Consider the following 23858-nt stretch of genomic DNA (forward strand, 5'->3'; position numbering starts at 1 on the left):
GCCCCGCCTCGACGGAGCGCCGTTCACGGAGACCGACGTTGGCCACTGGCATCGACCCCGCCTCGCAAACGGGCGCGACCGGCGTGCATGACGCCTCGCGCGCCGCCATCCCCGCCCGCCATCTGCGCACCGACCGCTGGTGGCTGGCCCCGGCGGCCACCGCCGCCGGACTGTTCGTGTTCGTCGTCTACTCGACCTGGCGCGCGTTCGCGAACGCCGACTACTACCACGCGCCGTATGTCTCGCCGTTCTACTCACCGTGCCTGGCGGCGAACTGTCACCCCATGCACGGCGGTCCGAACTGGGAGATCTTCGGCAGCTGGTGGGGCCTGTCCCCCGCCCTGCTGGTCCTGATCTTCCCGCTGGGCTTCCGGCTGACCTGTTACTACTACCGCAAGGCGTACTACCGCGGCTTCTGGGCGTCGCCGCCGGCCTGCGCGGTGGCCGAACCGCACCGGAAGTACACCGGCGAGAGCCGCTTCCCGCTGATCCTCCAGAACGTCCACCGCTACTTCTTCTACTTCGCGGTGCTGGTCGCCGGTGTCCTGACCTTCGACACCGTGCTCTCCTTCCGCGATGAGCACCACGCCTGGGGTCATATGGGCCTGGGCTCGCTGGTCTTTCTTGTCAACATCGTGCTGATCTGGGCGTACACCCTCTCCTGCCACTCCTGCCGGCACATCGTCGGCGGCCGGCTGCGGCACTTCTCCAAGCACCCGGTGCGCTACCGGCTGTGGGGCTGGGTCGGCAAGCTCAACAAGCGGCACATGCTGCTCGCCTGGTGCTCGCTGGTCAGCGTGGGCGTCGCCGACCTCTACGTCTATCTCCTGGCCACCGGTGCGTTCAGCGATCCGCGCTTCTTCTGAAGGACAACGGAAAGGGTTCCTCTGTCATGGCGCATGTGGACCGGCAGACATGGGACGTGGTCGTGGTCGGGGCGGGCGGCGCCGGGCTGCGGGCCGCCATCGAGGCCCGCGAGGCGGGCATGCGGACGGCCGTGATCTGCAAGTCCCTGTTCGGCAAGGCCCATACGGTGATGGCCGAGGGCGGTATCGCGGCCAGCATGGGCAACGTCAACGAGGGTGACAACTGGCAGGTCCACTTCCGCGACACCATGCGCGGCGGGAAGTTCCTCAACCACTGGCGGATGGCCGAACTGCACGCCCGCGAGGCCCCGGACCGGGTGTGGGAGCTGGAGACCTGGGGCGCGCTCTTCGACCGCACCAAGGACGGCCGCATCTCACAGCGCAACTTCGGCGGCCACGAGTACCCGCGGCTGGCGCATGTCGGCGACCGTACGGGCCTGGAGCTGATCCGCACCCTCCAGCAGAAGATCGTCGCCCTGCAACAGGAGGACGAGCGGGAGTTCGGCGCGTACGACGCCCGGCTGAAGGTCTTCCAGGAGAGCACGGTCACTCGCGTCCTGAAGACCCCCGCCGAGCCCGGCGACGCGACCGGCGGCCGGGTCTGCGGGGCGTTCTGCTACGAACGGGAGTCCGGCCGCTTCTTCGTCCTGGAGGCCCCGGCGGTGGTGCTGGCCACCGGCGGTATCGGCAAGTCCTTCAAGGTGACGTCGAACTCGTGGGAGTACACCGGTGACGGGCACGCGCTGGCGCTGCTGGCCGGGGCACCGCTGATCAACATGGAGTTCGTGCAGTTCCACCCCACGGGGATGGTCTGGCCGCCGTCCGTCAAGGGCATCCTCGTCACCGAGTCCGTCCGCGGCGACGGCGGGGTGCTGCGCAACAGCGACGGCAAGCGCTTCATGTTCGACTACGTCCCGGATGTCTTCAAGGAGAAGTACGCCCAGTCCGAGGAGGAGGGCGACCGCTGGTACGACGACCCGGACCACAACCGCCGCCCGCCCGAGCTGCTCCCCCGCGACGAGGTCGCCCGCGCCATCAACTCCGAGGTCAAGGCGGGCCGCGGCTCCCCGCACGGCGGCGTGTTCCTGGACGTCTCGACGCGGATGCCCGCCGAGGTCATCAAGCGCCGGCTGCCGTCCATGTACCACCAGTTCAAGGAGCTGGCGGATGTGGACATCACCGCCGAGCCGATGGAGGTCGGGCCGACCTGCCACTACGTCATGGGCGGGGTGGAGGTGGAGCCGGACACCGCGGCGGCGCGCGGGGTGCCGGGCCTGTTCGCGGCCGGTGAGGTCGCGGGCGGTATGCACGGCTCCAACCGGCTGGGCGGCAACTCCCTCTCCGACCTGCTGGTCTTCGGCCGCCGGGCGGGGCTGCACGCAGCCGCGTACGCCGCGTCGGTGACCGATCTGCCGGCCCCCGACGAGGAGCAGATCGCCGTCGCGGAGGCGGAGGCACTGCGCCCCTTCCACGCCGGGGACGAGGAGCCTCCGGCCGGTGCGCAGCCGCCCGAGAATCCGTACACCCTGCACCAGGAACTCCAGCAGACGATGAACGACCTGGTCGGCATCATCCGCAAGGAGGGGGAGATGGCCGAGGCGCTGAAGCGACTGGCCGGGCTGCGGGCACGGGCCCGGCGGGCCGGTGTCGAGGGGCACCGGCAGTACAACCCCGGCTGGCACCTGTCCCTCGATCTGCGCAACATGCTGCTGGTCAGCGAGTGTGTGGCGCGGGCCGCGCTGGAGCGTACGGAGAGCCGCGGCGGGCACACCCGTGACGACCATGCGGCGATGGACCGGAACTGGCGCGACATCAACCTGGTCTGCGAACTCGCCGCTCCGTACGGCGGTCCACCGACCGCGGACCCGGCCGCGGACCAGATCAAGCTGTCCCGCCGCACGACCCCGCCGATCCGCCCGGACCTCCTCGAACTCTTCGAGCAGGAGGAGCTGGCGAAGTACCTGACGGATGAGGAGCTGAGCCGGTGAGCGAGCAGCAGACAGAGCAGTCCGGCGCGTACCAGGCGCACTTCAGGGTGTGGCGGGGCGACCCGGACGGCGGCGGGCTGACGGATTTCCGGGTCGAGGTGCACGAGGGGGAGGTGGTGCTGGACATCGTCCACCGCCTCCAGGCCACCCAGGCGCCGGACCTGGCCGTGCGCTGGAACTGCAAGGCGGGCAAGTGCGGTTCGTGCAGTGCGGAGATCAACGGGCGGCCGCGGCTGATGTGCATGACCCGGATGTCGGTCTTCGACCGGGCCGAGACGATCACGGTCACGCCGATGCGGGGCTTCCCGGTCGTCCGCGATCTGGTCACCGATGTCTCGTTCAACTACGCCAAGGCCCGCGAGATCCCGGCGTTCGTCCCGCCCGAGGAGCTCGCACCGGGTGAGTACCGGATGCAGCAGGAGGACGTGAGCCGGTCGCAGGAGTTCCGTAAGTGCATCGAGTGCTTCCTGTGCCAGGACACCTGCCATGTGGTCCGTGACCACGAGGAGAACAAGTCCGCGTTCGCCGGTCCGCGCTTCCTGATGCGTATCGCCGAACTCGACATGCACCCGCTGGACGCGGCCCCCGCCGCCGGTCTGGACCGCAAGCGCACCGCCCAGGACGTGCACGGTCTCGGCTACTGCAACATCACCAAGTGCTGTACGGAGGTCTGCCCCGAGGGCATCAAGATCACCGACAATGCGCTGATCCCGCTGAAGGAGCGCGCCGCCGACCGCAAGTACGACCCGCTGGTCTGGCTCGGCAGCAAGATCCGCCGCCGGAAGGAGTGAACCGGTGCGCGGGGACGGGGCGCGCCACCGCCCCCGCGCACCGGCCGCCGCCCTCAGAACAGGCTCAGCAGCGCTTCCGCCGGATCCGCCGGCTCCGACGTCCCGTCCGGCAGGGCCAGTTCGAACCAGACGGTCTTGCCGCGCGGGGTGCGGCGGCTGTTCCAGCGCTTGCTGAGCAGTCCGACCAGCTGGAGCCCGCGGCCGCCCTCGTCGGTGTCGCGGGCCCGGCGGCGGCGCGGCTGGGCGAGATCCGCGTCCCAGACCTCGCAGACCAGCGTGCGGTCCAGCAGCAGCCGCAGCCGGATCTCGCCGTGACCGTGCCGCAGCGCATTCGTCACCAGCTCGCTGACCAGCAGCTCCGTCGTGTCGGCCAGGGCGTCGAGGCCCCAGTCGGTGAGCTGGTCCCGGGCCAGCTCACGGGCCCGGGAGACCGAACGGGCCTCCGGCGCCAGATTCCAGTCCCCCACCGCGTCCTTGGGCAGCCCGTGCACCCGGGCCGTCAGCAGCGCGATGTCGTCCTGGCCGTGCGAGGTGTCCAGGGCGCTCAGGACGTGGTCGCAGACCTCCTCCAGCAGGTCGCCGGCGCCCGAGAGCGCCGCACGGAGCGCCTGCAAGCCCTCTTCCAGCGGCTGGTCGCGGGACTCCACCAGACCGTCGGTGTACAGCGCGAGCAGCGCGCCGTCCGGCAGGTCCACCTCGATCTCCTCGAAGGGCTCGCCGCCGACGCCCAGCGGCATCCCCGGCGGTACGTCGAGCAGCACCGCGCCCTCGCCCTCCTCGACCAGCACCGGCGGCAGATGCCCGGCGTTGGCGAACGTGGCGCGCCGGGTGACCGGGTCGTAGACGGCGTAGACGCAGGTGGCGAGGTAGACCTCGGACAGATCGGCGGTACGGGCCGAGCGGACCGGCTCGGGAGCGGCGCCGGACCGACTGCGCGGCGCCCGTCCGGTGGCCCGGCCGTCACCGTCACCGCCGCCGAGCCCGCGTGCGATCTCGTCCAGCGCCGAGAGCACCTCGGCGGGTTCCAGGTCCAGCAGCGCCAGTGTCCGGACCGCGGTGCGCAGTTCCCCCATGGCGACGGCGGCGCGCAGCCCGCGCCCCATGACGTCCCCGACGACCAGCGCCGTGCGGTGCCCCGGCAGCTCGATGACGTCGAACCAGTCGCCGCCGACCTCGGTGGCGGTGGTGCCGGGCAGATAGCGGCAGGCGATGTCGAGGCCGGCCGCCTCCGGGTCGCCGGGCGGGAGCAGGCTGCGCTGCAACATCAGCGCGCGTTCGTGCTCGCGGCGGTAGAGGCGGGCGTTGTCGATACAGACCGCGGCACGCGCGGCCAGCTCGACGGCGAGCGCCGTATCGCGCTCGCCGAACGGCTCGCTGCCCTTCGTCCGGGAGAACTGCACCAGACCGACGACGGTGTCCCGGGCGACCATCGGGACGGCGAGCGTGGAGTGCACCAGCGCGCCCAGCTCCGGCCCGTCGTCGCTGTCCCGGCCCGGCAGGATCTGCACCTGCGCGGTCCGCAGGGCGCCCGCACAAGGGGAGTTGAAGGGGTAGCGGTGCACGGCGCCGACGGCCACCGCGCCCGGTTCGCCCTCGGGGACGCAGTAGGCGGTGGCGAGCGGCCCGTCCGACACGGCGCTGGTGAACGCGACCCGGCGCAGCTCCGCGCTGCCGTCCGTCATACCGGGCGGGGCCTCGTCACCGGCGAGCAGCCCCTGGTAGAGGTCCACCGAGGCCAGATCGCAGAACTGCGGGACGGCGACGCTCAGAAGGGTGCGGGCGGTGGTCTCCAGGTCGAGGGAGTTGCCTATCCGGGCGCCGGCTTCGTTGAGCAGCGCGAGGTTGCGACGGGCGTTGGCGGCCTCCCGTTCGGCCCGCCGACGGCCGGTCACGTCCCAGGCGAGCGCGGCGACACCGATGGGGCGGCCGCTGGCGCCGTGCAGCCGGTAGACCGAGACGGACCAGCGGCGGCTCTCCTCCTTGCCGGGCGCCGTCCCGACCAGATGCATCTCGGTGACCGGCCGGCCGGTGTCCAGCACGCGGCGCAGCGCGGCGATCAGCCGCTCGGCCTCGGGGCGCGGCAGGAAGTCGTACGCGCTGCCGCCGCGGTACTTGCCCACCGGGCCGCCGAAGATCGTGGCGAACCGTTCGTTGACCCGCAGCAGCTTCAGATCCGTGCCGAACAGGGTGAAGCCCATGGGAGATTGACCGAAAACGGCCTGCGAGGCGGCGAGGTCGGTCTCTATGCCGCGCAGCGCCCGGACATCGACGACGAGACAGAGCGCGCCCCGCCCGCCGTCCGCCGCCTCGGACGGCATCACATAGATCTCGGCGAGCCCGTCGGCGCCGCCGCCCTCCTCCTTGCGGTAGGGCACCAGCCCGGTCCACTCCCGGCCGTCGAGGATCTCGGAGACCTTGCGGTACCCGGTCTCGCGCAACTCGGCGGGGACGAACGCCGCTACGGGGTCCCGGCCGATGGCGTGGCGGGCGGGGATGCCGAGCATCTGGGCGGCCCGCTCGCTCCACTGGTCGATGCGCCCGTCGGGGCCGAGCGAGAAGGTGGCGACGCGGATGTAGTCGTAGATCGATCCGGGCGGACTGCTCTGCCAGACGGACGGGCCCTGCCGCTCGCGCACCGGCCGCCGTCCTCCCGGAACATCCGGACCGTCCACCCCGCTGTGGCCATCGGTCTGCGTGAATCCCGCCCCGCCGGCTGACATCTCGCTCACGAGCCCCGTCCCCTCCAGCTCATCGTGCCCGGACCGGACCTGCCGAGTATCCAGCACTTCGGCTATCCGGAACACGGTCTTCACGATCACAGCACAGTCTCGATCGCAGCCTCTCCACAGATCTGCGACGACATGGCAACGATCAGGACTCCCCTTGTCTCCTAACCAGCCACCGGCAGCTCGAACCACACAGTCTTGCCGCTCTTTCCGCGCCGCGTCCCCCAGCGCCGCGCACTGCACGCCACCAGCTGCAATCCGCGGCCGCCCTCGTCGTCCGGGGCGGCGGCGCGTTCGCGCGGCGGGTCGGGCAGCGGATCGGACACCTCGACGAGCAGCCCATCGCTGCCGAGCAGCGCCATCCGGACGCCGATCGGCCCGCTGGCGTGGCGCAGGGAGTTGGTGACGAGTTCGCTGACGAGCAGTACGGCCACGTCGACGGCGCCGTTGAGCCCCCGGTCGGACAGCGCCGCGCGGACCCTCGCGCGGGCGGTGCGCACCGCGCCCGGGTCGGCCGGGAAACTCCATTCGGCGATCGGTGAACCGGAGACCTTACCGCGCCCGCGGACGTAGACGGAGGCCGACTCTGGGTCCCCTGCCGCTGCGCTGTCGCTCACGCCGATCACTTCCCAGCCCGCTGCGATCCCCGTCGAATGACCCACCCAGAAAGCGGGTTAATCAGGACATACCCGGTATCGAGCCCGGAATATCGCCTTCAACCGCGCACTGTGGCACAAATAGCGCGGCTCGGCACAGTCGGGGGCCGGGGAGGTACGAGGGGATGGGGGCGGACGCGGACACGCACGGTGCCGGCACACGGCCGACACCCGTACCGACGCAGGATCCACGCGTACGCACAAACGCACGGTGCCGGCACACGGCCGACGCCCGTCCCGGCCCGGGATCCACACGTATACAGAGGGGCTCGCGAGCTGCCGGACGGAATCAGGCGGCCGCCGGACGGAGTCGCGGGGCAGGGGCCGAAAGCCGCGCCGGAGGTGCCCTACGAAGACGGGAGTCCGGAGCCGTACGGAGCGAGGCGGGCACGAGGGGCCCCGGCCCACATGCCGACGGGCGGCCGGTGGCCTTCAGCGGCACCGGGCATCGGCCGTCCGCCGACGGCGGTCAGCGGTCAGCGGCGGTCAGCGGTCAGCGGCAGCCGACAGCGCTCACGACCGCGCCGACAACCGGCACCGACACCGACAACCAGCGACCAGCGCCGACGGCCCCACGACGGGACCACCCGCTGACGAACCCGCTGACAAACCCCGCACGGCCGCACCCCCGCCCCGCTTACGACCGTGCTTACGACCGCGCGCGCTCCGCCCCGCTCCCCGCAGCCAGCCGTCGCATCGCCTCGGCGACCGCCGGGCGGTCCTGGTCCAGCCAGTCGACCTGTCGCTCCTGTGTGGGCAGCAACCAGCGCAGCTCATCGTGATCCTGAAGCGGCTGAGGCTCCCCGGACACCAGACGGGCCGTCCACACCTGGAGCACGAAGCCGGGCCCCAGTGGCCATTCCCCCGGAATCCGCTCCATCGCCGCCACCTCGACGCCCAGTTCCTCGTGCAGTTCGCGCTCCAGCGCCTGCTCGGGCGTCTCCCCGTCCTCCACCTTGCCGCCGGGCAGCTCCCAGCGGCCGGCCAGGGAGGGCGGCGCGCTGCGCCGGGCGGCCAGCAGCCGCCCCCGGTCGAACACCGCTCCACCCACCACCACGCGCACCGTCGTCATGCGCGCAGCCTACGTCCCACTCCCGGCCGGGAGCCGCCGTGTCCTGTCGCCGTCCGGCCGGCCGCCGGCCCTCAGCCGGTGGCCTGCCCCGCACGCTCGACCACGTAGAGCCGCTGGTGGCCACGGGTGTCGAGCCGGTCGGCCACCTTCTCCGCTTCCGCCCGGGTCGCATAGCGGCCGACGCGATAGCGGTTGCCGCCCTCGTCCTGGCGGATGACCAGCCAGGGCAATACGGCCCCACCGTCGGTCATCGCGCCCCTCCGTCCGCCGCGCAGCGCGCCGTCATGCGCCCCTCCTGTGCTGGTGCCGAAACCGCAATCCGCATATGCCCGAGCCTACGCCCGACCTTTACGCACCGGATATGGATTTACACAAAGAGAAGCCGAACCGGCCACCCGCGGCCCCGGATACCGGGAAACCTGCGAGCGGCCGGTGGGCACGGCTCGGACCGGACTCAGGCGCCGACCGGCTCCTTGCCCTCTCCCGCCGGCTGTGCCGCCTCCGCCGCGTTCACCTCGGCCTCGACCTGGACCAGCGACGGGTTACGCCAGGAACTGCGCACACCCCAGTAGTAGAAAGCGAGGCCGATCACCGCGACCACGGCGAGGTCCCAGCCCGCCGGCAGATAGCCCCGGCCGCCGAACTCCTTGCCGCCCGCGTACGAGACAGCGGCCATCACCAGCAGATACGCCACCATCCAGGCACCCGCCTTGAGGTGCGGACGCAGCTGGGCCCACGGCTTGCGGCCCTGGGTCAGCGGCTTGCCGATCTCGTACCAGGCCCAGACCGGCAGCCCGACGGCCATGATCAGGATGACCTTGCCGGTGAGCGGCCAGCGGCCCCAGTACAGCACCAGCGAGCCGAAGACCATCGCGACCGGCGCGATGTACGGCATGGCCCGGAGCTTCACCGGACGCTTGAGATCCGGTGCGAGACGGCGCAGCGACATCACCGCGACCGGGCCCGTGATGTACGAGATGACCGTGGCGACCGACACGATCTCGGCGAGCGACCCCCAGCCCCGGAAGACCGCGAGGAAAAGGAAGGCGATCACGAGGTTGAGCACCAGCGCCGGACGCGGCACACCGGTCTTCTTGTCCACCTTGCCGAAGATGCCGGGCAGGTGGCCGTTCTCCTGCACGCCCTGGATCATGCGCGAGGTGGTGGCGGCGTAGATCATGCCGGTGCCGGACGGCGAGACGAACGCGTCCGCGTACAGCAGCAGCGCCAGCCAGTTCAGACCCCAGGCCACGGCGAGGTCGGCGAGCGGCGAGTTGTAGCCGAGCTGGGCCCAGCCGCTGACGCCCAGCTTGTCGCCCGGGACCGCCATCAGGAACGCGACCTGAAGGGCGACGTAGATGACCAGCGCGATCACGATCGACCAGATGACGGCCTTGGGCAGCGACTTGCCGGGGTTACGGGCCTCGCCCGCGAGGTTCAGCGGCGACTGGAAGCCGTTGTAGGCCCAGACGATGCCGGAGACGGCGACCGCGGTGAAGACGGAGCTCCAGCCGTTGGGCGTGAAGCCGCCGTGGTCCGTGATGTTGCCGGTGTCGAAGTGCGCCAGCATCAGCGCACTCGCGGTCAGGATCGGGACGACGACCTTGAAGACCGTGATCGCGGTGTTGGTCTTCGCGAACAGCGAGATCGCGAACCAGTTCAGGAAGAAGTAGAAGATCAGCAGGATGCTGGCCAGCCCGACACCGGTGCCGGTCAGCTCCTTGCCGTCGTACAGCGCCTGCGCCCAGCCGAAGTCCCAGGAGCTCATGTACTGGACGGAGGCGGTGGCCTCACCCGGGATGACCGAGACGATCGCGATCCAGTTCGCCCAGGCCGCGAGGTAGCCGGCGAGCGAACCGTGCGAGTACTGGCCGTAGCGGACCATGCCGCCGGCCTTCGGGAACATCGAGCCGAGCTCGGTGTAGGTGAGGGCGATCGTGAGCGCGACGACCGCGCCGATGACCCAGGCCAGGATCGCGGCCGGCCCGGCAATGGCGGCGGCCCGCTCGGCCCCGAAGAGCCAGCCCGAACCGATGATGGACCCGAGACCCGTGGCGGTCAGGGCGATGGTCCCGAGGGACCGACGGTAATTCGAGTGCGAGGGCTGCTCCGCACCCGGGGTCTTCGTCGTGCTCACGTGCTTGGTCTCCTGGTCTTCCCCCGTGCCGTGCACAAACTTCGCCATCGTAAGAGCGATTCAGAAGATCGGATTCCCTCCTCGGGCCAAAAGTCCCTACGCACTGAGACTCTGTGAGGTTTCCAACACCAAGATCCATCCGCCACAACACCTGAAATGGGGGCAAACAGGGCAAGGAGATGGGGGTTACGGATCAGTAGGTGACGCAAAGATGGCCAACTCTGGACGCCGAAGCAGCCACCGCGGGCCACGAACACGTCGACGACGAAGCATCGAAACAGCGGCACGAGGCACGCCAACGACCCACCCTCCCCCCTCTCCACCCCGCCCCCGTCATCAGGAGGTGACCCGGCGCCCCTCCCCCAGGAGGTGGCCGGACATCCCTCCCCCGGGGCCGGCCCGGCTACTTCACCGGGAGGTGGTACGTGACCCGGTGGCGGTCCGCGAGCGTGACGACATCGGCCGTCTCGACCGGCCGCCCGCCCGCGAAGTACGTACGCGAGATGACCAGGACCGCATGGCCCGGCACGCCGCCGAGCGTCATGGCCTCCTCCGCCAGCCCCGGCCGCGCCCCGACCTCCTCCACGACGTTGTCCACCACGACGTCGATGGCCGCCATCCGCTCGACCACACCACGCCCGGCCAGCGGCCCCTCCTCCGGCAGCATCACCGGCGTCCGCCCGGTGATCTCCAGGGGCTCCCAGGACGTGGAGAGCATCGACGGCTCCCCCTCCGCGCGGTAGAGATAGCGCGTCCGCATCACTCTGGCCCCCACCGGAATCCGCAGCCGCGCCGCGACCTCCAGACCGGCCTCCCGCTGCCCGCTGCTGGACTCCCAGGTCCCTTTCACCCGCTCGTCCGTCTGCTCCTGACGGAACGGGCTGGAGCAGACGGACGAGTGGTAGCCGACGCGGGCGATACGGCGTGGAACGGGCTTTTCACGGACATAGGTCCCCGACCCCGAACGCCCCTCGACCAGCCCTTCCGCCATCAGCACTTTCCGCGCTTCCAGGGCGACGGTGTCCGAGACGCCGTATTCCTGGCGGATACGGGCCTGGGAAGGGAGGCGGGTATGCGGCGGCAGCACCCCGTCGACGATCTTCTGACGCAGGTCACCGGCGACGCGAAGGTACGCGGGCTGCTCACCGAAAGGCACGGGCCCCTCCCAACAGCTTGACAGTCAGCAACAGCCTGACAACTGCGCGTTGCCAATCGCAACCTTGGGCCAGAAATTCACCCAATGTGCTGACATCCAGCTCAACCGGCATACACCGCCAGATCCCGTGCCTCATACCCCTCCACCGCTGCCTCTCCCCCTTCGCCCGCCAACTCCCTCTCCTCTCCCTTTCCCTGAGACACGGCACTCCCGGCCATGACCGTGCGGCGGTCGATGCCGTGCGCACCGGAGAGGGACAGCCTTGGCTGATGACTCGCCCAAAGAAGAACCCGGGCTCCGTAGCAATTGATCACCACCAGCCGCGGGAGGCCATCCCACCCTCATCGGTCCTCCACAGACACCCGCAGAACACGCCCTGGCCGGCCGTGTCTCCGGCACGGTCGGTGTCGGAGCCGTGTCAGAGCCGTGTCAGTCGTATGTCAGGTCCGTCGGCGACTGTGGCCGCAACAGCCGCCACGAAAGGGCCTCCGATGAGTCATACGGTTCCCGTCCCGCACGGCCTCCCCACGGAGCGCGATGCGGGCCCCTTCGACCCGCCCCGCCACATCACCCGGCTGCGCGAGGCTCGCCCGGTCAGCCCCATGGTCTTCCCCGACGGTCACGAGGGCTGGATCGTCACCGGCTACGACGCCGTCCGCCGCCTCATGGCCGACACCCGGTTCAGCTCCCGCCAGGACATCGGCATTCTCCACGTGCCGTACGAGATCCCCGGCCTGCCCGCCATTACCGAACCGTCCCCGCAGACGCCGGGCGTGTTCATCGCCATGGACCCGCCGGACCACACCCGGCTGCGGCGCATGCTCACCGGCGCCTTCACCGTGAAACGCATGAAGCAGCTCGAAGAGCGCATCATCGACATCGCCGAGCGGCAACTGGACGAGATGGCGCGCCTCACCCCGCCGGTCGACCTGGTCAAGGAGTTCGCGCTGCCGGTGCCGTCCCTGGTGATCTGCGAACTGCTCGGCGTCCCCTACACGGACCGGGAGAACTTCCAGGTCAACTCCGCCAAGTTCTTGAACAAGGACTTGCCGTTCGACGAGCAGATCGCCGCGTACACCGAACTGTCCACGTACCTGGCCGAACTGGTCACGCACAAACGCGCCACCCCCGGCGAAGACATACTGTCCGACCTGGCCCGCCGTGCTGACCTCAGCATCGAGGAGCTGACCGGTATCGCCTTCCTGCTGCTGCTCGCGGGCCACGAGACCACCGCCAACATGCTGGCGCTGGGCACCTTCGCGCTCTTGGAGCACCCCGAGCAGCTTGCCGAACTGCGCGCCGACCCGGATCTGCTTCCCGGCGCCGTGGAGGAACTCACGCGCTACCTGTCCATCGCCGATATCCTCTATCGCTACGCCACGGAGGACATCGAACTCGGCGGCGAAAGAATCGGCCAGGGATCGACCGTCCTTGTCTCCACGCTGGCCGCCAACCGGGACCCGCGGCGCTTCGACAACCCCGACACCCTCGACATCCACCGCAAGGCCCGCGGCCACCTCTCCTTCGGCCACGGCATCCACCAATGCCTCGGCCAGCAACTGGCCCGCGTCGAGATGCACGCCGGTTTCGAGGGACTGCTGCGTCGCTTCCCGACCCTCGAACTGGCCATCCCCGCCGGCGAAGTGAAACTCAAGACCGACATGCAGATCTACGGCGTCCACGAACTGCCGGTCACCTGGACGGAAACGGCCCGCTAGAACCGCCGGCCGAGCACGTCATCCGCGCAGGAACGCGCCTTCGATGCCTGCCTCGTGGATCTTTCCCGTGGATCATTCCGATGGTTCATCCCCGTGGATCTCTCCGGTGAGCGGCGGAGCCCCAGCCCAGTTCCACTGGAAATCCCCTGGTCGAACGTGTGGAGGGGGCGGACCCGGAGAAGACGTGCTGCCCCTCGGCGAGAAGCGGGCAGCCGCGGTGGGCGCGCCTGCACAGGGCTCGTCACCACGACAACAACCCGCAGTACGTCGACGAGTTGGCTGCCTGCCGACAGGGGATGCCTGCCGAACGCCCATGGCAAAATCAGCGGGTGCAGATCGGAATGCTGGGTCCGTTCGAGGTGCGCACGGACGACGGCGGCTGGGCCGACGTGCCGGGCGCGCGGCTGCGCGGACTGCTGATCGCCCTCGCGCTCAAGCCGGGGCAGGTGGTCCCGAAGGCGTCGCTCGTCGACTGGATCTGGGGGGAGCACCCGCCCGCCGATGCGACGAACGCCCTGCACCGCTTGGTTTCCCGGCTGCGGAAGGCACTGCCGGACGGGGTGATCGAGAGGCAGCCGGACGGCTACCGGTTGACGGTGGACCCCGACGCCGTCGACGCCGTGCGGTTCGAACGCCTCGTCGTCGCGGGCCAGGCCCGTACCGAGGACAGTTCCCGGCGGGTGCGGCTGCTGCGCGCGGCCCTCGAACTGTGGCGCGGTGCGGCCATGCAGGACGTCGGTCTGGACAGCGCCGCGTTCGACGCCGCGGCCGTCCGGCTGGCGGGGTTGCGCCTGACCGCCACGGAGGAACGGGTCGACGCGGAGGTCGCCCTCGGGCGCGGTGCGGAGATGGTCACGGAGCTGACCGACCTGGTGGCCGCGCACCCGGTGCGGGAACGGCTCGTCGCCGCGCTGATGCGCGCCCTCGTCGCGGCCGGTCGCGACAGCGAGGCGCTGCTGGTGTTCCAGCGCGCGAGGGAGGCCCTGGCCGACGCGCTGGGCGTCGACCCCGCGCCGGAGCTGGCCGCGTTGCATCTCGCGCTGCTGCGGGGCGAGTTGGGGCAGGGGAAGGTGAGCCGCAGAACCAACCTGCGCGCCGAGCTGACCACCTTCGTCGGCCGGAGCGCCGATGTCGCCGCGGTCCGCGAACTCCTCGCCGGGCACCGGCTCACCACCGTGATCGGGCCGGGCGGCTCGGGGAAGACCAGGCTGGCCACGGAGACCGCGCACGCGCTGCTCGGCGACCTGCCGGACGGGGCCTGGCTGGTGGAGCTCGCCGCCATCGGCGCGGACGGCGACGTGGCGCAGTCGACGCTCGCCGGGCTGGGCCTGCGGGACGCCCTGCTCGGCGGGGCCCCGAATACGGAGCCGACGGACCGGCTCATCGCCGCGATCCGCGAGCGGGAGGCGCTGCTGATCCTGGACAACTGCGAGCACGTGATCGAGTCCGCGGCGGTGTTCGCCCATCGGGTGCTCGGGGAGTGCCGGCGGCTGCGGATCCTGGCGACGAGCCGGGAACCGCTCGGCATCACCGGGGAGGCGCTGTGGCCGGTCGAGCCGCTGGCCTTACCGGAGGGGGACGCGGGACCGGACGAGATCGAGTCCGCACCCGCCGTCCAGCTGCTGCGCGACCGGGCCGGGGCGGTGCGCCGGGATCTCGCGGCCGATGCGCACACGCTGGCGACGATGGTGCGCGTCTGCCGGGCGCTGGACGGGATGCCGCTGGCGATCGAACTGGCCGCGGCCCGGTTGCGCACCATGTCCATCGATCAGCTCGCCCACCGGCTCGACGACCGGTTCCGCCTGCTGACCAGCGGCAGCCGGACCGCGCTGCCGCGGCACAAGACGCTGCGCGCGGCGGTCGACTGGAGCTGGGAGCTGCTCACCGACGCCGAGCGGATGGTCCTGCGCAGGCTCTCGGTGTTCTCCGGCGGGGCGAGCCTGGAAGCGGCCGAACGGGTCTGCGCGGGCGACGCGGTCGAACAGGAACAGGTGCTCGAACTGCTCACCGCGCTGACCGAGAAGTCGCTGCTGCTCGCCGAGGGCGACAGCGCGCCGCGCTACCGCATGATCGGCACGATCAAGGAGTACGCGGCGCACCGGCTCGCGGAGGCGGGGGAATCGGACCTGGCGCGCCACGCGCATCTGGCCTGCTTCACCGAGCTCACCGAGACCGCGGAGCCGCACCTGCGCCGCGCCGAGCAGCTGGTCTGGCTGGCCACGCTCAGGGCCGAGCACGACAACATCGGTTCGGCGATGCGCGGCGCGCTCGCGGCCGGTGAGGCCCAGGCGGCGATGCGGCTCGCGGCGGGCGCCGGCTGGTACTGGTGGCTCGGCGGGCACAAGACCGAGGGCATGGAGCTGATCACCGCGGCCACCAGGACGCCCGGCGCGGTGACCGACGAGGTCCGGGCCACGGTGTACGCCCTGGCCTCGATGTTCGTGAACTCCGGGTGGGGCGACGAACACCAGGCCGCGGAGTGGATCCACAAGGCGTACCGGTTCAGCCGGCGCAGCGAGCGCGGTCACCCGCTGATGGGGTTCGTCGCCCCACTGGAACGCATGCTGCACGCGCCCGACGCGTTCCTGCCCGCGTTCGAACCGCTGCTCGACGACGAGGACCCCTGGGCCCGTGCGCTGGCCCGGCTGCACCTGGGCAAGTTGCGGATCATGCTCGGCCGGGACGGGCGGGACGCGGACGCGTACCTGGAGATGGCGCTCGCCGAGTTCCGGGCGCTCGGCGAGCGGTTCGGGATCTCGTTCGCCCTGACCGAGCTGGCGGACCGGATCGCCGTACGCGGCGAGTTCGCCGGTGCGTGCGAGCACTACGAGCAGGCGATCGCAGTCGTCACCGAGGTCGGCGCCACCGAGGACGTCATCCGCATGCGGTCGCGGCAGGCGCAGCTGTACTGGCTGCTGGGCGACGAGGACGCCGGCACGGCCGCCCTCGCCGAGGCCCAGCGGTGCGCGGAGCGGGTCACCTGGCCGGACGCACTGGCCGAGCTGGCCCTCACGAAGGCGGAACTCGCCCGGTGGGGCGGCAACGCCACAGAGGCGCACCAGCAACTCGACGTCGCGAGGGCCATATTGGGCGACGAGGCGGAGCGGGCGAGCATCCGCGCGGTGACCCACGACCTGCTCGGCTACCTCGCCGACGACCTCGGCGAGGTCCGGGCACACCGCACGGCGGCCTGCGCGGCGGCCTCCGAGGCGGGACACGCACCCCTGATCGCGCAGGTCCTCGTCGGGGTCGCGGACCTGGCACTACGCCACGACGACCACGAACAGGCCGCACGACTGCTCGCGGCGAGCGCCGACGTACGCGGCCTGCCGGACCGCTCCCACCCGGACGTGGCCCGGATCGAGCAGACCGCACGACGCCACCTCGGCGACGCACGGTTCACCGAGGCGACTCAGGAGGGAACGCGGACCAGCTGGCCCCAACTGGCCGAGGTCACGCTCGCTTCCTGAACATGGGGACCGGAGGTAGGCCCCATCCGGACTGCACGTTCAACGGATCGCCTGACGCTAAGCACGCAACTGGTCACACATCGAAGCGGAACGTCGGGCGTAACGCTGTCACCTGCGGAAACGTGCCTTCCCGGGATCGCATCCAGCACAGATCCAGCACGGTCGCGATCCATCCAGCACACCCGCTGTCAGTGGTGGATGCTTCCATGACGCCATGAGCACTGTGCACGATGCCGCCGCCCGCCTCCCCGGCCCCGCCGAACTTCGCGCCCATCTTCGCGCGTTGGCCATTCTGGACGCCACGATCGGCGACGATCCGCAGTTCTGCTGCTACACCTTCGACACGGCCTGGGGCCCTGATGAAGAGGCGGCCTTGATGCAGAACGGCTCGGGAGACGACTTCTCCGTCCTCTTCACCCCGGCCGGCGTGCTCATACGCGGCTTCGACCACGAGTCGGAGATGAGCCCTTACGGGACGGATGACGAGCAGGTCTGGCCCGGCGTCATCGACGAAGTACCCGCCGCACTGAGCCCGCTCCTGAACGAACCCGCCTTCTGTGACGAGGGTATCGACGCCCCTCGCGTCACCGCCTGTCTATGGCGGGAGACCGGCGACACGGCATGGCGCACCGGCTCGGCCATCGCCTTCCCGCCGGGCAGCGAAGACCCGGACGGCTCCGGCTTCCTCTTTCACCTCCTCGCCGACCGCTCCCCCGAGACCGTCCAGGCCCACTTCGAGGATTACTACGAACGCCCCGTCCCCCTCGACGCCGTCCGCCACGTCCTCGCCGGACTTCCCCTCACTCCTGTGATCACCGCGACCCTCAATCCGACTGCCCTCTCGGGCTCCGCTCTGCTCCGCAGGATCACCGCGCATCCCGAGGTGGCCTCCTACCTGGCCTGCGACGGCGAGTTCGACCTTGCCCGCACCGACCCGATCGAGCCGATCGCCCTGCCCAACAGCCTGCCGGTGGAGCCCGTCGCCGGCTGTAACGCAGGCGGCACCCACTACCTCTGTGGCCCGGCCGTCCCCGCCCCGTCCTCTACACCGACTCCGAGGGCCGGGCATCCTTGATCGCCGAGTCCCTGGCCGAGGCTCTGACCCTCGCCGTCGTCCTCCCGTCCTGGCGCGACGCCCTGGCCGGCTTCCGCCCTCCTGCTCTCAACTCCGACTATCTCGACGACCACCCGGACCACCCCACCGTCCGCGACCAACTGCTCGCCGCCCTTCGGCTCCCCCCGGCCACCGAGCGGGAAGTCCTGGCCCGCCTCCTCGCCACTGCCGCCCGCACCGTCCCCGACGGCTTCCTCCCGCACGCCTCCGACGAAGAGGACTCCTCCTTCCAACCGATGCTCGAACCACTTGCCGGCTAGGGCCCCGGATGCCTTGTGAAGGGGGCCGACACACCGGGGCGGTGCTGTGTGCCTCCCGCCAGCCGCCAACGCCTCTGGGCGCCACCTTCCGGCCCATGCGCAGATGACCACGCGTCAGGAAATCCAGCACCCATCCAGCACGGGAAACAGCAAGGGGCCGACTCACGAAAGAGTCGACCCCTTCTGACCTGCACATTTACCAGGCCAGCCAACGTGGTGTTATTTCATCCGCTCACACGTTGAACCGAAACTCCACCACATCCCCATCCTGCATCACATAGTCCTTGCCCTCCATGCGGGCCTTGCCGGCCGAGCGGGCTTCGGCTACGGAGCCGGTTTCCACGAGGTCGGCGAAGGAGATGACCTCGGCCTTGATGAAGCCCTTCTGGAAGTCGGTGTGGATGACACCGGCGGCCTCGGGGGCGGTGGCGCCCTTCTTGATGGTCCAGGCGCGGGTTTCCTTGGGGCCGGCCGTCAGGTACGTCTGGAGGCCGAGGGTGTTGAAGCCGACGTGGGCGAGGGTGGCGAGGCCGGGCTCCTGCTGGCCGACGGACTGGAGGAGTTCCAGGGCCTCGTCGTCGTCGAGCTCGACGAGCTCGGACTCCAGCTTGGCGTTCAGGAAGATCGCCTCGGCGGGGGCCACCAGCGCGCGCTGTTCGGTCTTGAAGTCCTCGTCGGCCAGCTCGTCCTCGTCGACGTTGAAGACGTAGAGGAACGGCTTGGTGGTGAGCAGGTGCAGGTCGTGGAGGAGTTCGCCCTGCTCGGTGTCCTTGGTGATACCGGCAGAGAACAGCGTGCGGCCCTCCTCCAGGATGGCCTTGACCGCCTCGACGGCCTTGACCTGGGCCGCCTTATCCTTCTGGATCCGGGACTCCTTGACCAGGCGCGGCAGCACCTTCTCGATGGTCTGGAGGTCGGCGAGGATCAGCTCGGTGTTGATGGTCTCGATGTCGTCCTTGGGCGAGACCTTGCCGTCGACGTGGACGACGTTCTCGTCCTTGAAGGCGCGGATGACCTGGCAGATCGCGTCCGACTCGCGGATGTTCGCGAGGAACTTGTTGCCCAGGCCCTCGCCCTCGGAGGCGCCGCGGACGATGCCCGCGATGTCGACGAAGTCGACGGTCGCCGGGAGGATCTTCTGCGAACCGAAGATCCCGGCGAGGGTGGCCAGACGCGGGTCCGGGACGCCGACGACGCCGACGTTCGGCTCGATGGTGGCGAACGGGTAGTTGGCCGCCAGCACGTCGTTCTTGGTCAGGGCATTGAACAGGGTCGACTTGCCGACATTGGGCAGACCGACGATTCCGATCGTGAGCGACACGGTGGCGACTTCCCGGAGCGAGGAGGTGAAGGGCGAAAGGTCGGCTCCCTGAGGGGCCGATCCACCAGTCTACGGGGCGGCCGGGTTCGGCCGCTCAGCCCGGGGCCGTACACCGAACGGAGGGCCCAGCTGGCGAAACCGCGTGTCTCATGACCTATTAATCCCACTTAGCGGCCTACCGTTGGCGAGTGGAGCAACACGAAGCGCGCAGACATCAGCACAGCCCGCCGCGGCGTGACCGGCCGGCCGCGGGCCAGGAAGCCCGGCTGCCCCGTCCCGCGGAGGCCGCCGTCTCCGATCCCGACAGCGACTACTGGTCCGCGATGGAGGCCGCCGGGCTGACCTCGGCCCGCGGGCCGGCGCGGGCCGCCACCCGCGCGCCCGCCCGGCCCGCCGTACGCATCCCCGAGCGCCCGGCACCACCACCGGCGCGGGAGAAGGAGCCGGAACGGGAGCGGGAGCGGGCGGACGCTGCGGACGACCGGGCGGCGGCGGAGCCGTACGCTCCCCGGCCGGAGCCGGACGAGGATCCGTACGCCGAGACCGACGGCGCCGAGACCTCGACCGTCTACCGTGCCGGGCGGCGGCGCGGCCTGCTGGCACCGCTCGGTGCCCTGCTGCGCCGGATGCCCGCGCCGAAACTCACCGGTTTCGGCTGCTGGCTGCTGGCCACCCTCGCACTGTTCGCGTTCGGCTGTCTGGACACGCTGCTCCTCGGCGGCTCGCAGACCGCGTACGGCGTCTTCTTCGTGCTGGTCGGCGTGGGCGCTGCGCTGTGGGTACGGCCGTACGACCTGATCACCGCGCCGGTCTCGCTGCCCATCGCGTTCGCCGTGGGAACACTGCCGATCCAGCGCGGTTCCGGCGGGTTCGGCGGACTGCTGATCGGGGTGTTCACCGTCCTCGCGCTGAACGCGGGCTGGCTCTACGCGGGCACGCTGGTCTGCGCGCTGCTGACGCTCGTCCGCAAGACGGTGCTCATCGTCCGGCGTCGGGCCAGCCGACCGGCGAGTCGACCGCAGGGCCGGAGCCGGCCGGGCGAGCGGGCTGCGGACCGGGAGCCGCGACAGGCAGAGCCGGGGAGCCGTCCACAGCAGATGGCCCGGCAGTCCGAGCGGCGTGCGCAGCCATCGCGGCGCCCACGATCCCCGCACTGTTCTGAAGCTGCGCCGGCACGATCTCGGCCCTGATGCCCTCCACCAGCGGGAGGAACTTCTCCGCCTTGCGGCTCACCCCGCCGCCGATCACGAACAGCTCGGGCGAGAAGAGCATCTCCACATGGGCGAGGTATCTCTGGACGCGGTGCGCCCAGTGCTGCCAGTCCAGCTCCTCGTCCTCCTTGGCCTTGGTCGAGGCGCGCTTCTCGGCGTCGTGGCCGTGCAGCTCCAGGTGGCCCAGTTCGGTGTTGGGGACCAGCCGTCCGTCGCGGAAGACGGCGCTGCCGATGCCGGTGCCGAAGGTGAGCACGATGACCGTGCCGGTGCGGCCGCGGCCCGCGCCGAAGCTCATCTCGGCCAGGCCGGCCGCGTCCGCGTCGTTGAGCAGCGTCACCGGACAGCCGCCGGACTCGCCGCCCAGGCGGCCGGTGAGCAGGGCGGCGGCGTCCGTGCCGATCCAGCCGGGATCGACGTTGGCGGCCGTACGGGTCGTACCCCCGGTGACCACGCCGGGGAAGGTCGCGCCGACCGGCCCCGACCACTCGAAGTGGTCCACGACCTGCTTCACACAGTCCGCGACCGCCTCCGGGGTGGCCGGGTGCGGGGTCAGCACCTTGTAGCGGTCGTCCGCGAGGTCGCCGCGCTCCAGATCCACCGGGGCACCCTTGATGCCCGATCCGCCGATGTCCACGCCGAAGACCTTCATGGGAAAAGGCTAGGCGCGGAGCGGGCCGATCGCCCCCGGGATCACCCCGACGCACCCCTGGGCCGACCCTGAGGCGGCCCGGGGACCGCCCGCCGGCTCAGCCCTCGACGGCCGACCTGGCCTCCGCGCGCAGGTCGCGGCGGAGCTCCTTGGGGAGCGAGAAGGTGATGGACTCCTCGGCGGCCGTGATGGTCTCGACGTCGTCGTAGCCGCGCTGGGCGAGCCAGTCCAGGACGCCGCTGACGAGGATCTCCGGGACCGAGGCGCCGGAGGTGACGCCGACCGTGGTCACGCCCGCCAGCCAGCTCTCGTCGATCTCCTCGGCGTAGTCGACCAAATGGGCGTCGCGCGCGCCCGCGCCCAGGGCGACCTCGACCAGCCGGACGGAGTTCGAGGAGTTCTTGGAGCCGACGACGATGACGAGGTCGGCCTCGGCGCCCATCCGCTTGACGGCCACCTGGCGGTTCTGGGTGGCGTAGCAGATGTCGTCGCTGGGCGGTGAGAGGAGATTGGGGAAGCGGCCCTTGAGGGCGTCGACGGTCTCCATGGTCTCGTCGACGGAGAGCGTGGTCTGGGAGAGCCAGACGACCTTGTCCGGGTCGCGGACTTCGACGTCCGCCACGTCCTCCGGACCGTCCACGATGGTGATGTGCTCGGGGGCCTCGCCGCTGGTGCCGACGACCTCTTCGTGGCCCTCGTGGCCGATGAGGAGGATGTCGTAGTCGTCCTTGGCGAACCGGACGGCTTCCTTGTGGACCTTGGTGACCAGCGGGCAGGTGGCGTCGATGGTGGCGAGCTTGCCGCGCTCGGCCTCGTCGTGGACGACCGGGGCGACGCCGTGCGCCGAGAAGATGACGATGTTGCCCTCGGGCACCTCCGCCGTCTCCTCGACGAAGATCGCGCCCTTCTTCTCCAGAGTCTTCACGACGTACTTGTTGTGCACGATTTCGTGGCGTACGTAGACCGGCGCGCCGTACTGCTCAAGGGCTTTCTCGACGGCGATCACGGCTCGGTCCACACCCGCGCAGTAGCCACGGGGGGCGGCGAGCAGGACCCGGCGGGCGGCATCGCGGCGCGGCGCGTCCGTGCTCGGGGTGGCGGCGGGCGACGGGCTGGCCATAGCACTCATGCGCCCCATCGTACGGCCGTACTCCGACAGCCGGAGCGCGCACCGGTGACCCAGACTGGGGGCGAACGCACCAAGGAGGCACGATGCCGGGCACGATCGGCGACAGCAGCGACGGCGAGACGGGCGGCGGGGGCGCGCCTACCGGCGGCAGCGGCGCCGACGGCGGCGCCGGCTCGCTGCGGCGGACGCTGACCTTCCGGGACCTGATCGTCTACGGACTGCTGTTCATCGCCCCGATGGCACCGGTCGGCATTTTCGGCACGCTGCAAGCCAAGTCGCACGGCGCCATCGCCGTCGTCTACCTGGTCGCGACGGTCGCGATGGCCTTCACCGCCTATTCGTACGCGCAGATGGTGCGGGTCGCCCCGCAGGCCGGGTCGGTCTACACCTACGCCCGGGTGGGGCTGGGCGAGGGCGCGGGGTTCGTCGCCGGCTGGATGGCGATGCTGGACTATCTGCTGATCCCGGCGGTGGCGTATCTGTTCTCCGGGATCGCGATGCACGCCCTGGTGCCGTCCGTGGACCAGTGGGTGTGGACGGCGATCGCGGTGGTCGTCACCACGCTGCTGAACCTGTGGGGCGTACGGACCGCGGCGATCGTCGGGTTCGCGGTGCTGGCCATGGAGATCGCGGTGCTGGCGGTGTTCGTGGTGGCGGCGGTCGTCGAACTGGTCGCCCACGGTGCGCAGCGCGGCTGGGCCGTACCGCTGACCGGCGAGGGCGGCTTCTCGGTCGACGCGGTGCTCGCCGCGGTGTCGGTGGCGGTGCTGTCGTATCTGGGTTTCGACGCGATCGCGTCCTTCGCGGAGGAGGCGAAGGGCGCGCCGGGTGACGGGGACGGCGCAGGCGGAAAGGGCGGAAAGGGCGGTAAGGGGAGCAAGGGCGCCGGGGGGCGCGGTCTGCGCGGGTCGGACCGGGTGGCCCGTGCGGTGCTCACATGTCTGGCGGTGGCCGGTGTGCTGTTCGTCGTGCAGACCTATCTGGCGGCGCTGCTGGCACCGATGAGCGCGGCGGAGCTGGCGGCCCGGCCGGCGGAGCAGGGCGCCGCGTTCTACGCGACCGTCGACTCGGCGGTGGGCGGCTGGCTGCACGACCTGGTGGCGGTGAGCAAGGCGATCGGCGCGGCCTTCGCGGCGCTGGCCGGGCAGGCCGCGGCGGGCCGGCTGCTGTTCGCGATGGCGCGCGACCGGCGGCTGCCGGGGGCGATGTCGAAGGTGGACGCGGGGAGCGGGGTGCCGCGCCGGGCGCTGCTGGGCGCGGCCGTGGTGACGCTGGTGGCGGCGGTGTGGGCGGCCCGCAGGCCGGACGGTCTGGACCATCTGTCGTCGGTCGTCAACGTCGGGGCGCTGACCGCGTTCGGCCTGCTGCACGCGTCGGTGATCGGCTGGTTCCGGGTCCGCAAGCGGGCCGAGGTGCCGAGCGTGCTGCGGCATGTGGTGGTGCCGTTGCTGGGGCTCGCGGTGGTGGTCGCGGTGATCGTCGAGGCGTCCGGGACGGCACAGGTGGTGGGTGGGATCTGGCTGATGGTGGGGCTGGTGGTGCTGGCGGTGCAGTACGGGACGGGTCGGCGGGCGGCTGCACAGGGCTGACT

17 protein-coding genes and 1 pseudogene are annotated in these 23858 nt (G+C 70.8%); 9 read left to right on the forward strand and 9 right to left on the reverse strand.

The window, feature by feature from the left end; translation table 11 throughout:
• The first annotated feature begins 38 nt into the window (after positions 1–38).
• The 3 genes from ACLJWH_RS09735 to ACLJWH_RS09745 are packed head-to-tail and all read left to right on the forward strand — an operon-like array spanning position 39 to position 3645.
• A complete protein-coding gene (locus ACLJWH_RS09735) occupies positions 39–866 on the forward strand; it encodes a hypothetical protein (protein ID WP_411141192.1) in 828 nt (275 codons plus the stop codon).
• Between the two features lie 26 nt (positions 867–892).
• The gene (locus tag ACLJWH_RS09740) at positions 893–2854 is read left to right on the forward strand and encodes a fumarate reductase/succinate dehydrogenase flavoprotein subunit (protein ID WP_411141193.1); all 1962 of its coding nucleotides are present in this window, start codon (positions 893–895) and stop codon (positions 2852–2854) included.
• Positions 2851–3645, forward strand: coding sequence for a succinate dehydrogenase/fumarate reductase iron-sulfur subunit (locus ACLJWH_RS09745; RefSeq protein ID WP_411141194.1), 795 nt, complete (start codon positions 2851–2853; stop codon positions 3643–3645). The genes ACLJWH_RS09740 and ACLJWH_RS09745 overlap by 4 nt, the downstream gene beginning before the upstream one ends.
• Before the next feature lie 53 nt (positions 3646–3698).
• Here the strand turns inward: ACLJWH_RS09745 and ACLJWH_RS09750 are convergent, their stop codons facing one another.
• The 6 genes from ACLJWH_RS09750 to ACLJWH_RS09775 all read right to left on the reverse strand — a co-directional run bounded on the left by ACLJWH_RS09750 (position 3699) and on the right by ACLJWH_RS09775 (position 11392).
• Positions 3699–6365: a SpoIIE family protein phosphatase gene (locus ACLJWH_RS09750; protein ID WP_411141368.1), complete on the reverse strand. Its 2667-nt coding sequence runs from the start codon at positions 6363–6365 to the stop codon at positions 3699–3701.
• A 170-nt stretch (positions 6366–6535) separates the two neighbouring features.
• Positions 6536–6997, reverse strand: coding sequence for an ATP-binding protein (locus ACLJWH_RS09755; protein WP_411141369.1), 462 nt, complete (start codon positions 6995–6997; stop codon positions 6536–6538).
• 679 nt (positions 6998–7676) lie between these two features.
• On the reverse strand, positions 7677–8099 hold the full coding sequence (locus ACLJWH_RS09760) for a (deoxy)nucleoside triphosphate pyrophosphohydrolase (protein ID WP_411141195.1): 423 nt from the start codon (positions 8097–8099) through the stop codon (positions 7677–7679).
• Between the two features lie 71 nt (positions 8100–8170).
• Entirely contained in the window at positions 8171–8350 is a 180-nt protein-coding gene (locus tag ACLJWH_RS09765) for an SPOR domain-containing protein (RefSeq protein WP_131126407.1), read from the reverse strand.
• Between the two features lie 203 nt (positions 8351–8553).
• Positions 8554–10236, reverse strand: a complete 1683-nt coding sequence (locus ACLJWH_RS09770; protein ID WP_411141196.1) for an APC family permease — start codon at positions 10234–10236, stop codon at positions 8554–8556.
• A 403-nt stretch (positions 10237–10639) separates the two neighbouring features.
• Positions 10640–11392 (reverse strand): GntR family transcriptional regulator, encoded by a 753-nt coding sequence (locus tag ACLJWH_RS09775; RefSeq protein ID WP_411141197.1) that lies wholly within the window; start codon positions 11390–11392, stop codon positions 10640–10642.
• A 491-nt stretch (positions 11393–11883) separates the two neighbouring features.
• Between ACLJWH_RS09775 and ACLJWH_RS09780 the strand changes: the two genes are divergently transcribed.
• The 4 genes from ACLJWH_RS09780 (at position 11884) to ACLJWH_RS09795 (ending at position 17954) form a co-directional block, all read left to right on the forward strand.
• Positions 11884–13110 carry a cytochrome P450 gene (locus tag ACLJWH_RS09780; RefSeq protein WP_411141198.1) on the forward strand — a complete coding sequence of 409 codons (1227 nt, stop codon included), beginning with the start codon at positions 11884–11886 and terminating at the stop codon, positions 13108–13110.
• Between the two features lie 329 nt (positions 13111–13439).
• Complete coding sequence (locus tag ACLJWH_RS09785) at positions 13440–16580, forward strand: BTAD domain-containing putative transcriptional regulator (RefSeq protein ID WP_411141199.1); 3141 nt, start codon at positions 13440–13442, stop codon at positions 16578–16580.
• A 214-nt stretch (positions 16581–16794) separates the two neighbouring features.
• Positions 16795–17655, forward strand: coding sequence for a hypothetical protein (locus ACLJWH_RS09790; RefSeq protein WP_411141200.1), 861 nt, complete (start codon positions 16795–16797; stop codon positions 17653–17655).
• Positions 17652–17954, forward strand: coding sequence for a hypothetical protein (locus tag ACLJWH_RS09795; RefSeq protein ID WP_411141201.1), 303 nt, complete (start codon positions 17652–17654; stop codon positions 17952–17954). The genes ACLJWH_RS09790 and ACLJWH_RS09795 overlap by 4 nt, the downstream gene beginning before the upstream one ends.
• 232 nt (positions 17955–18186) lie before the next feature.
• On the opposite strand, the gene ychF is transcribed toward ACLJWH_RS09795, so the two are convergent.
• The gene (gene ychF / locus ACLJWH_RS09800; protein WP_411141202.1) at positions 18187–19275 is read right to left on the reverse strand and encodes a redox-regulated ATPase YchF; all 1089 of its coding nucleotides are present in this window, start codon (positions 19273–19275) and stop codon (positions 18187–18189) included.
• A 626-nt stretch (positions 19276–19901) separates the two neighbouring features.
• On the opposite strand from ychF, the pseudogene ACLJWH_RS09805 reads away from it, so the two are divergent.
• Positions 19902–20240: pseudogene (locus ACLJWH_RS09805) on the forward strand (DUF6542 domain-containing protein); the annotation flags it as partial.
• 13 nt (positions 20241–20253) lie between these two features.
• On the opposite strand, the gene ppgK reads toward ACLJWH_RS09805, so the two are convergent.
• Together ppgK and ACLJWH_RS09815 are read right to left on the reverse strand one after the other, a co-directional pair.
• The gene (gene ppgK, locus ACLJWH_RS09810) at positions 20254–21138 is read right to left on the reverse strand and encodes a polyphosphate--glucose phosphotransferase (protein WP_411141203.1); all 885 of its coding nucleotides are present in this window, start codon (positions 21136–21138) and stop codon (positions 20254–20256) included.
• 97 nt (positions 21139–21235) lie between these two features.
• Positions 21236–22258 (reverse strand): 4-hydroxy-3-methylbut-2-enyl diphosphate reductase, encoded by a 1023-nt coding sequence (locus ACLJWH_RS09815; RefSeq protein ID WP_411141370.1) that lies wholly within the window; start codon positions 22256–22258, stop codon positions 21236–21238.
• Between the two features lie 92 nt (positions 22259–22350).
• Between ACLJWH_RS09815 and ACLJWH_RS09820 the strand changes: the two genes are divergently transcribed.
• Positions 22351–23856 (forward strand): APC family permease, encoded by a 1506-nt coding sequence (locus ACLJWH_RS09820; RefSeq protein ID WP_411141204.1) that lies wholly within the window; start codon positions 22351–22353, stop codon positions 23854–23856.
• The last annotated feature ends 2 nt before the right edge of the window (positions 23857–23858 follow it).

The sequence above is a fragment of the Streptomyces sp. x-80 genome (genome assembly GCF_046549095.1).
GTDB classification, from domain to species: Bacteria; Actinomycetota; Actinomycetes; order Streptomycetales; family Streptomycetaceae; genus Streptomyces; species Streptomyces celluloflavus.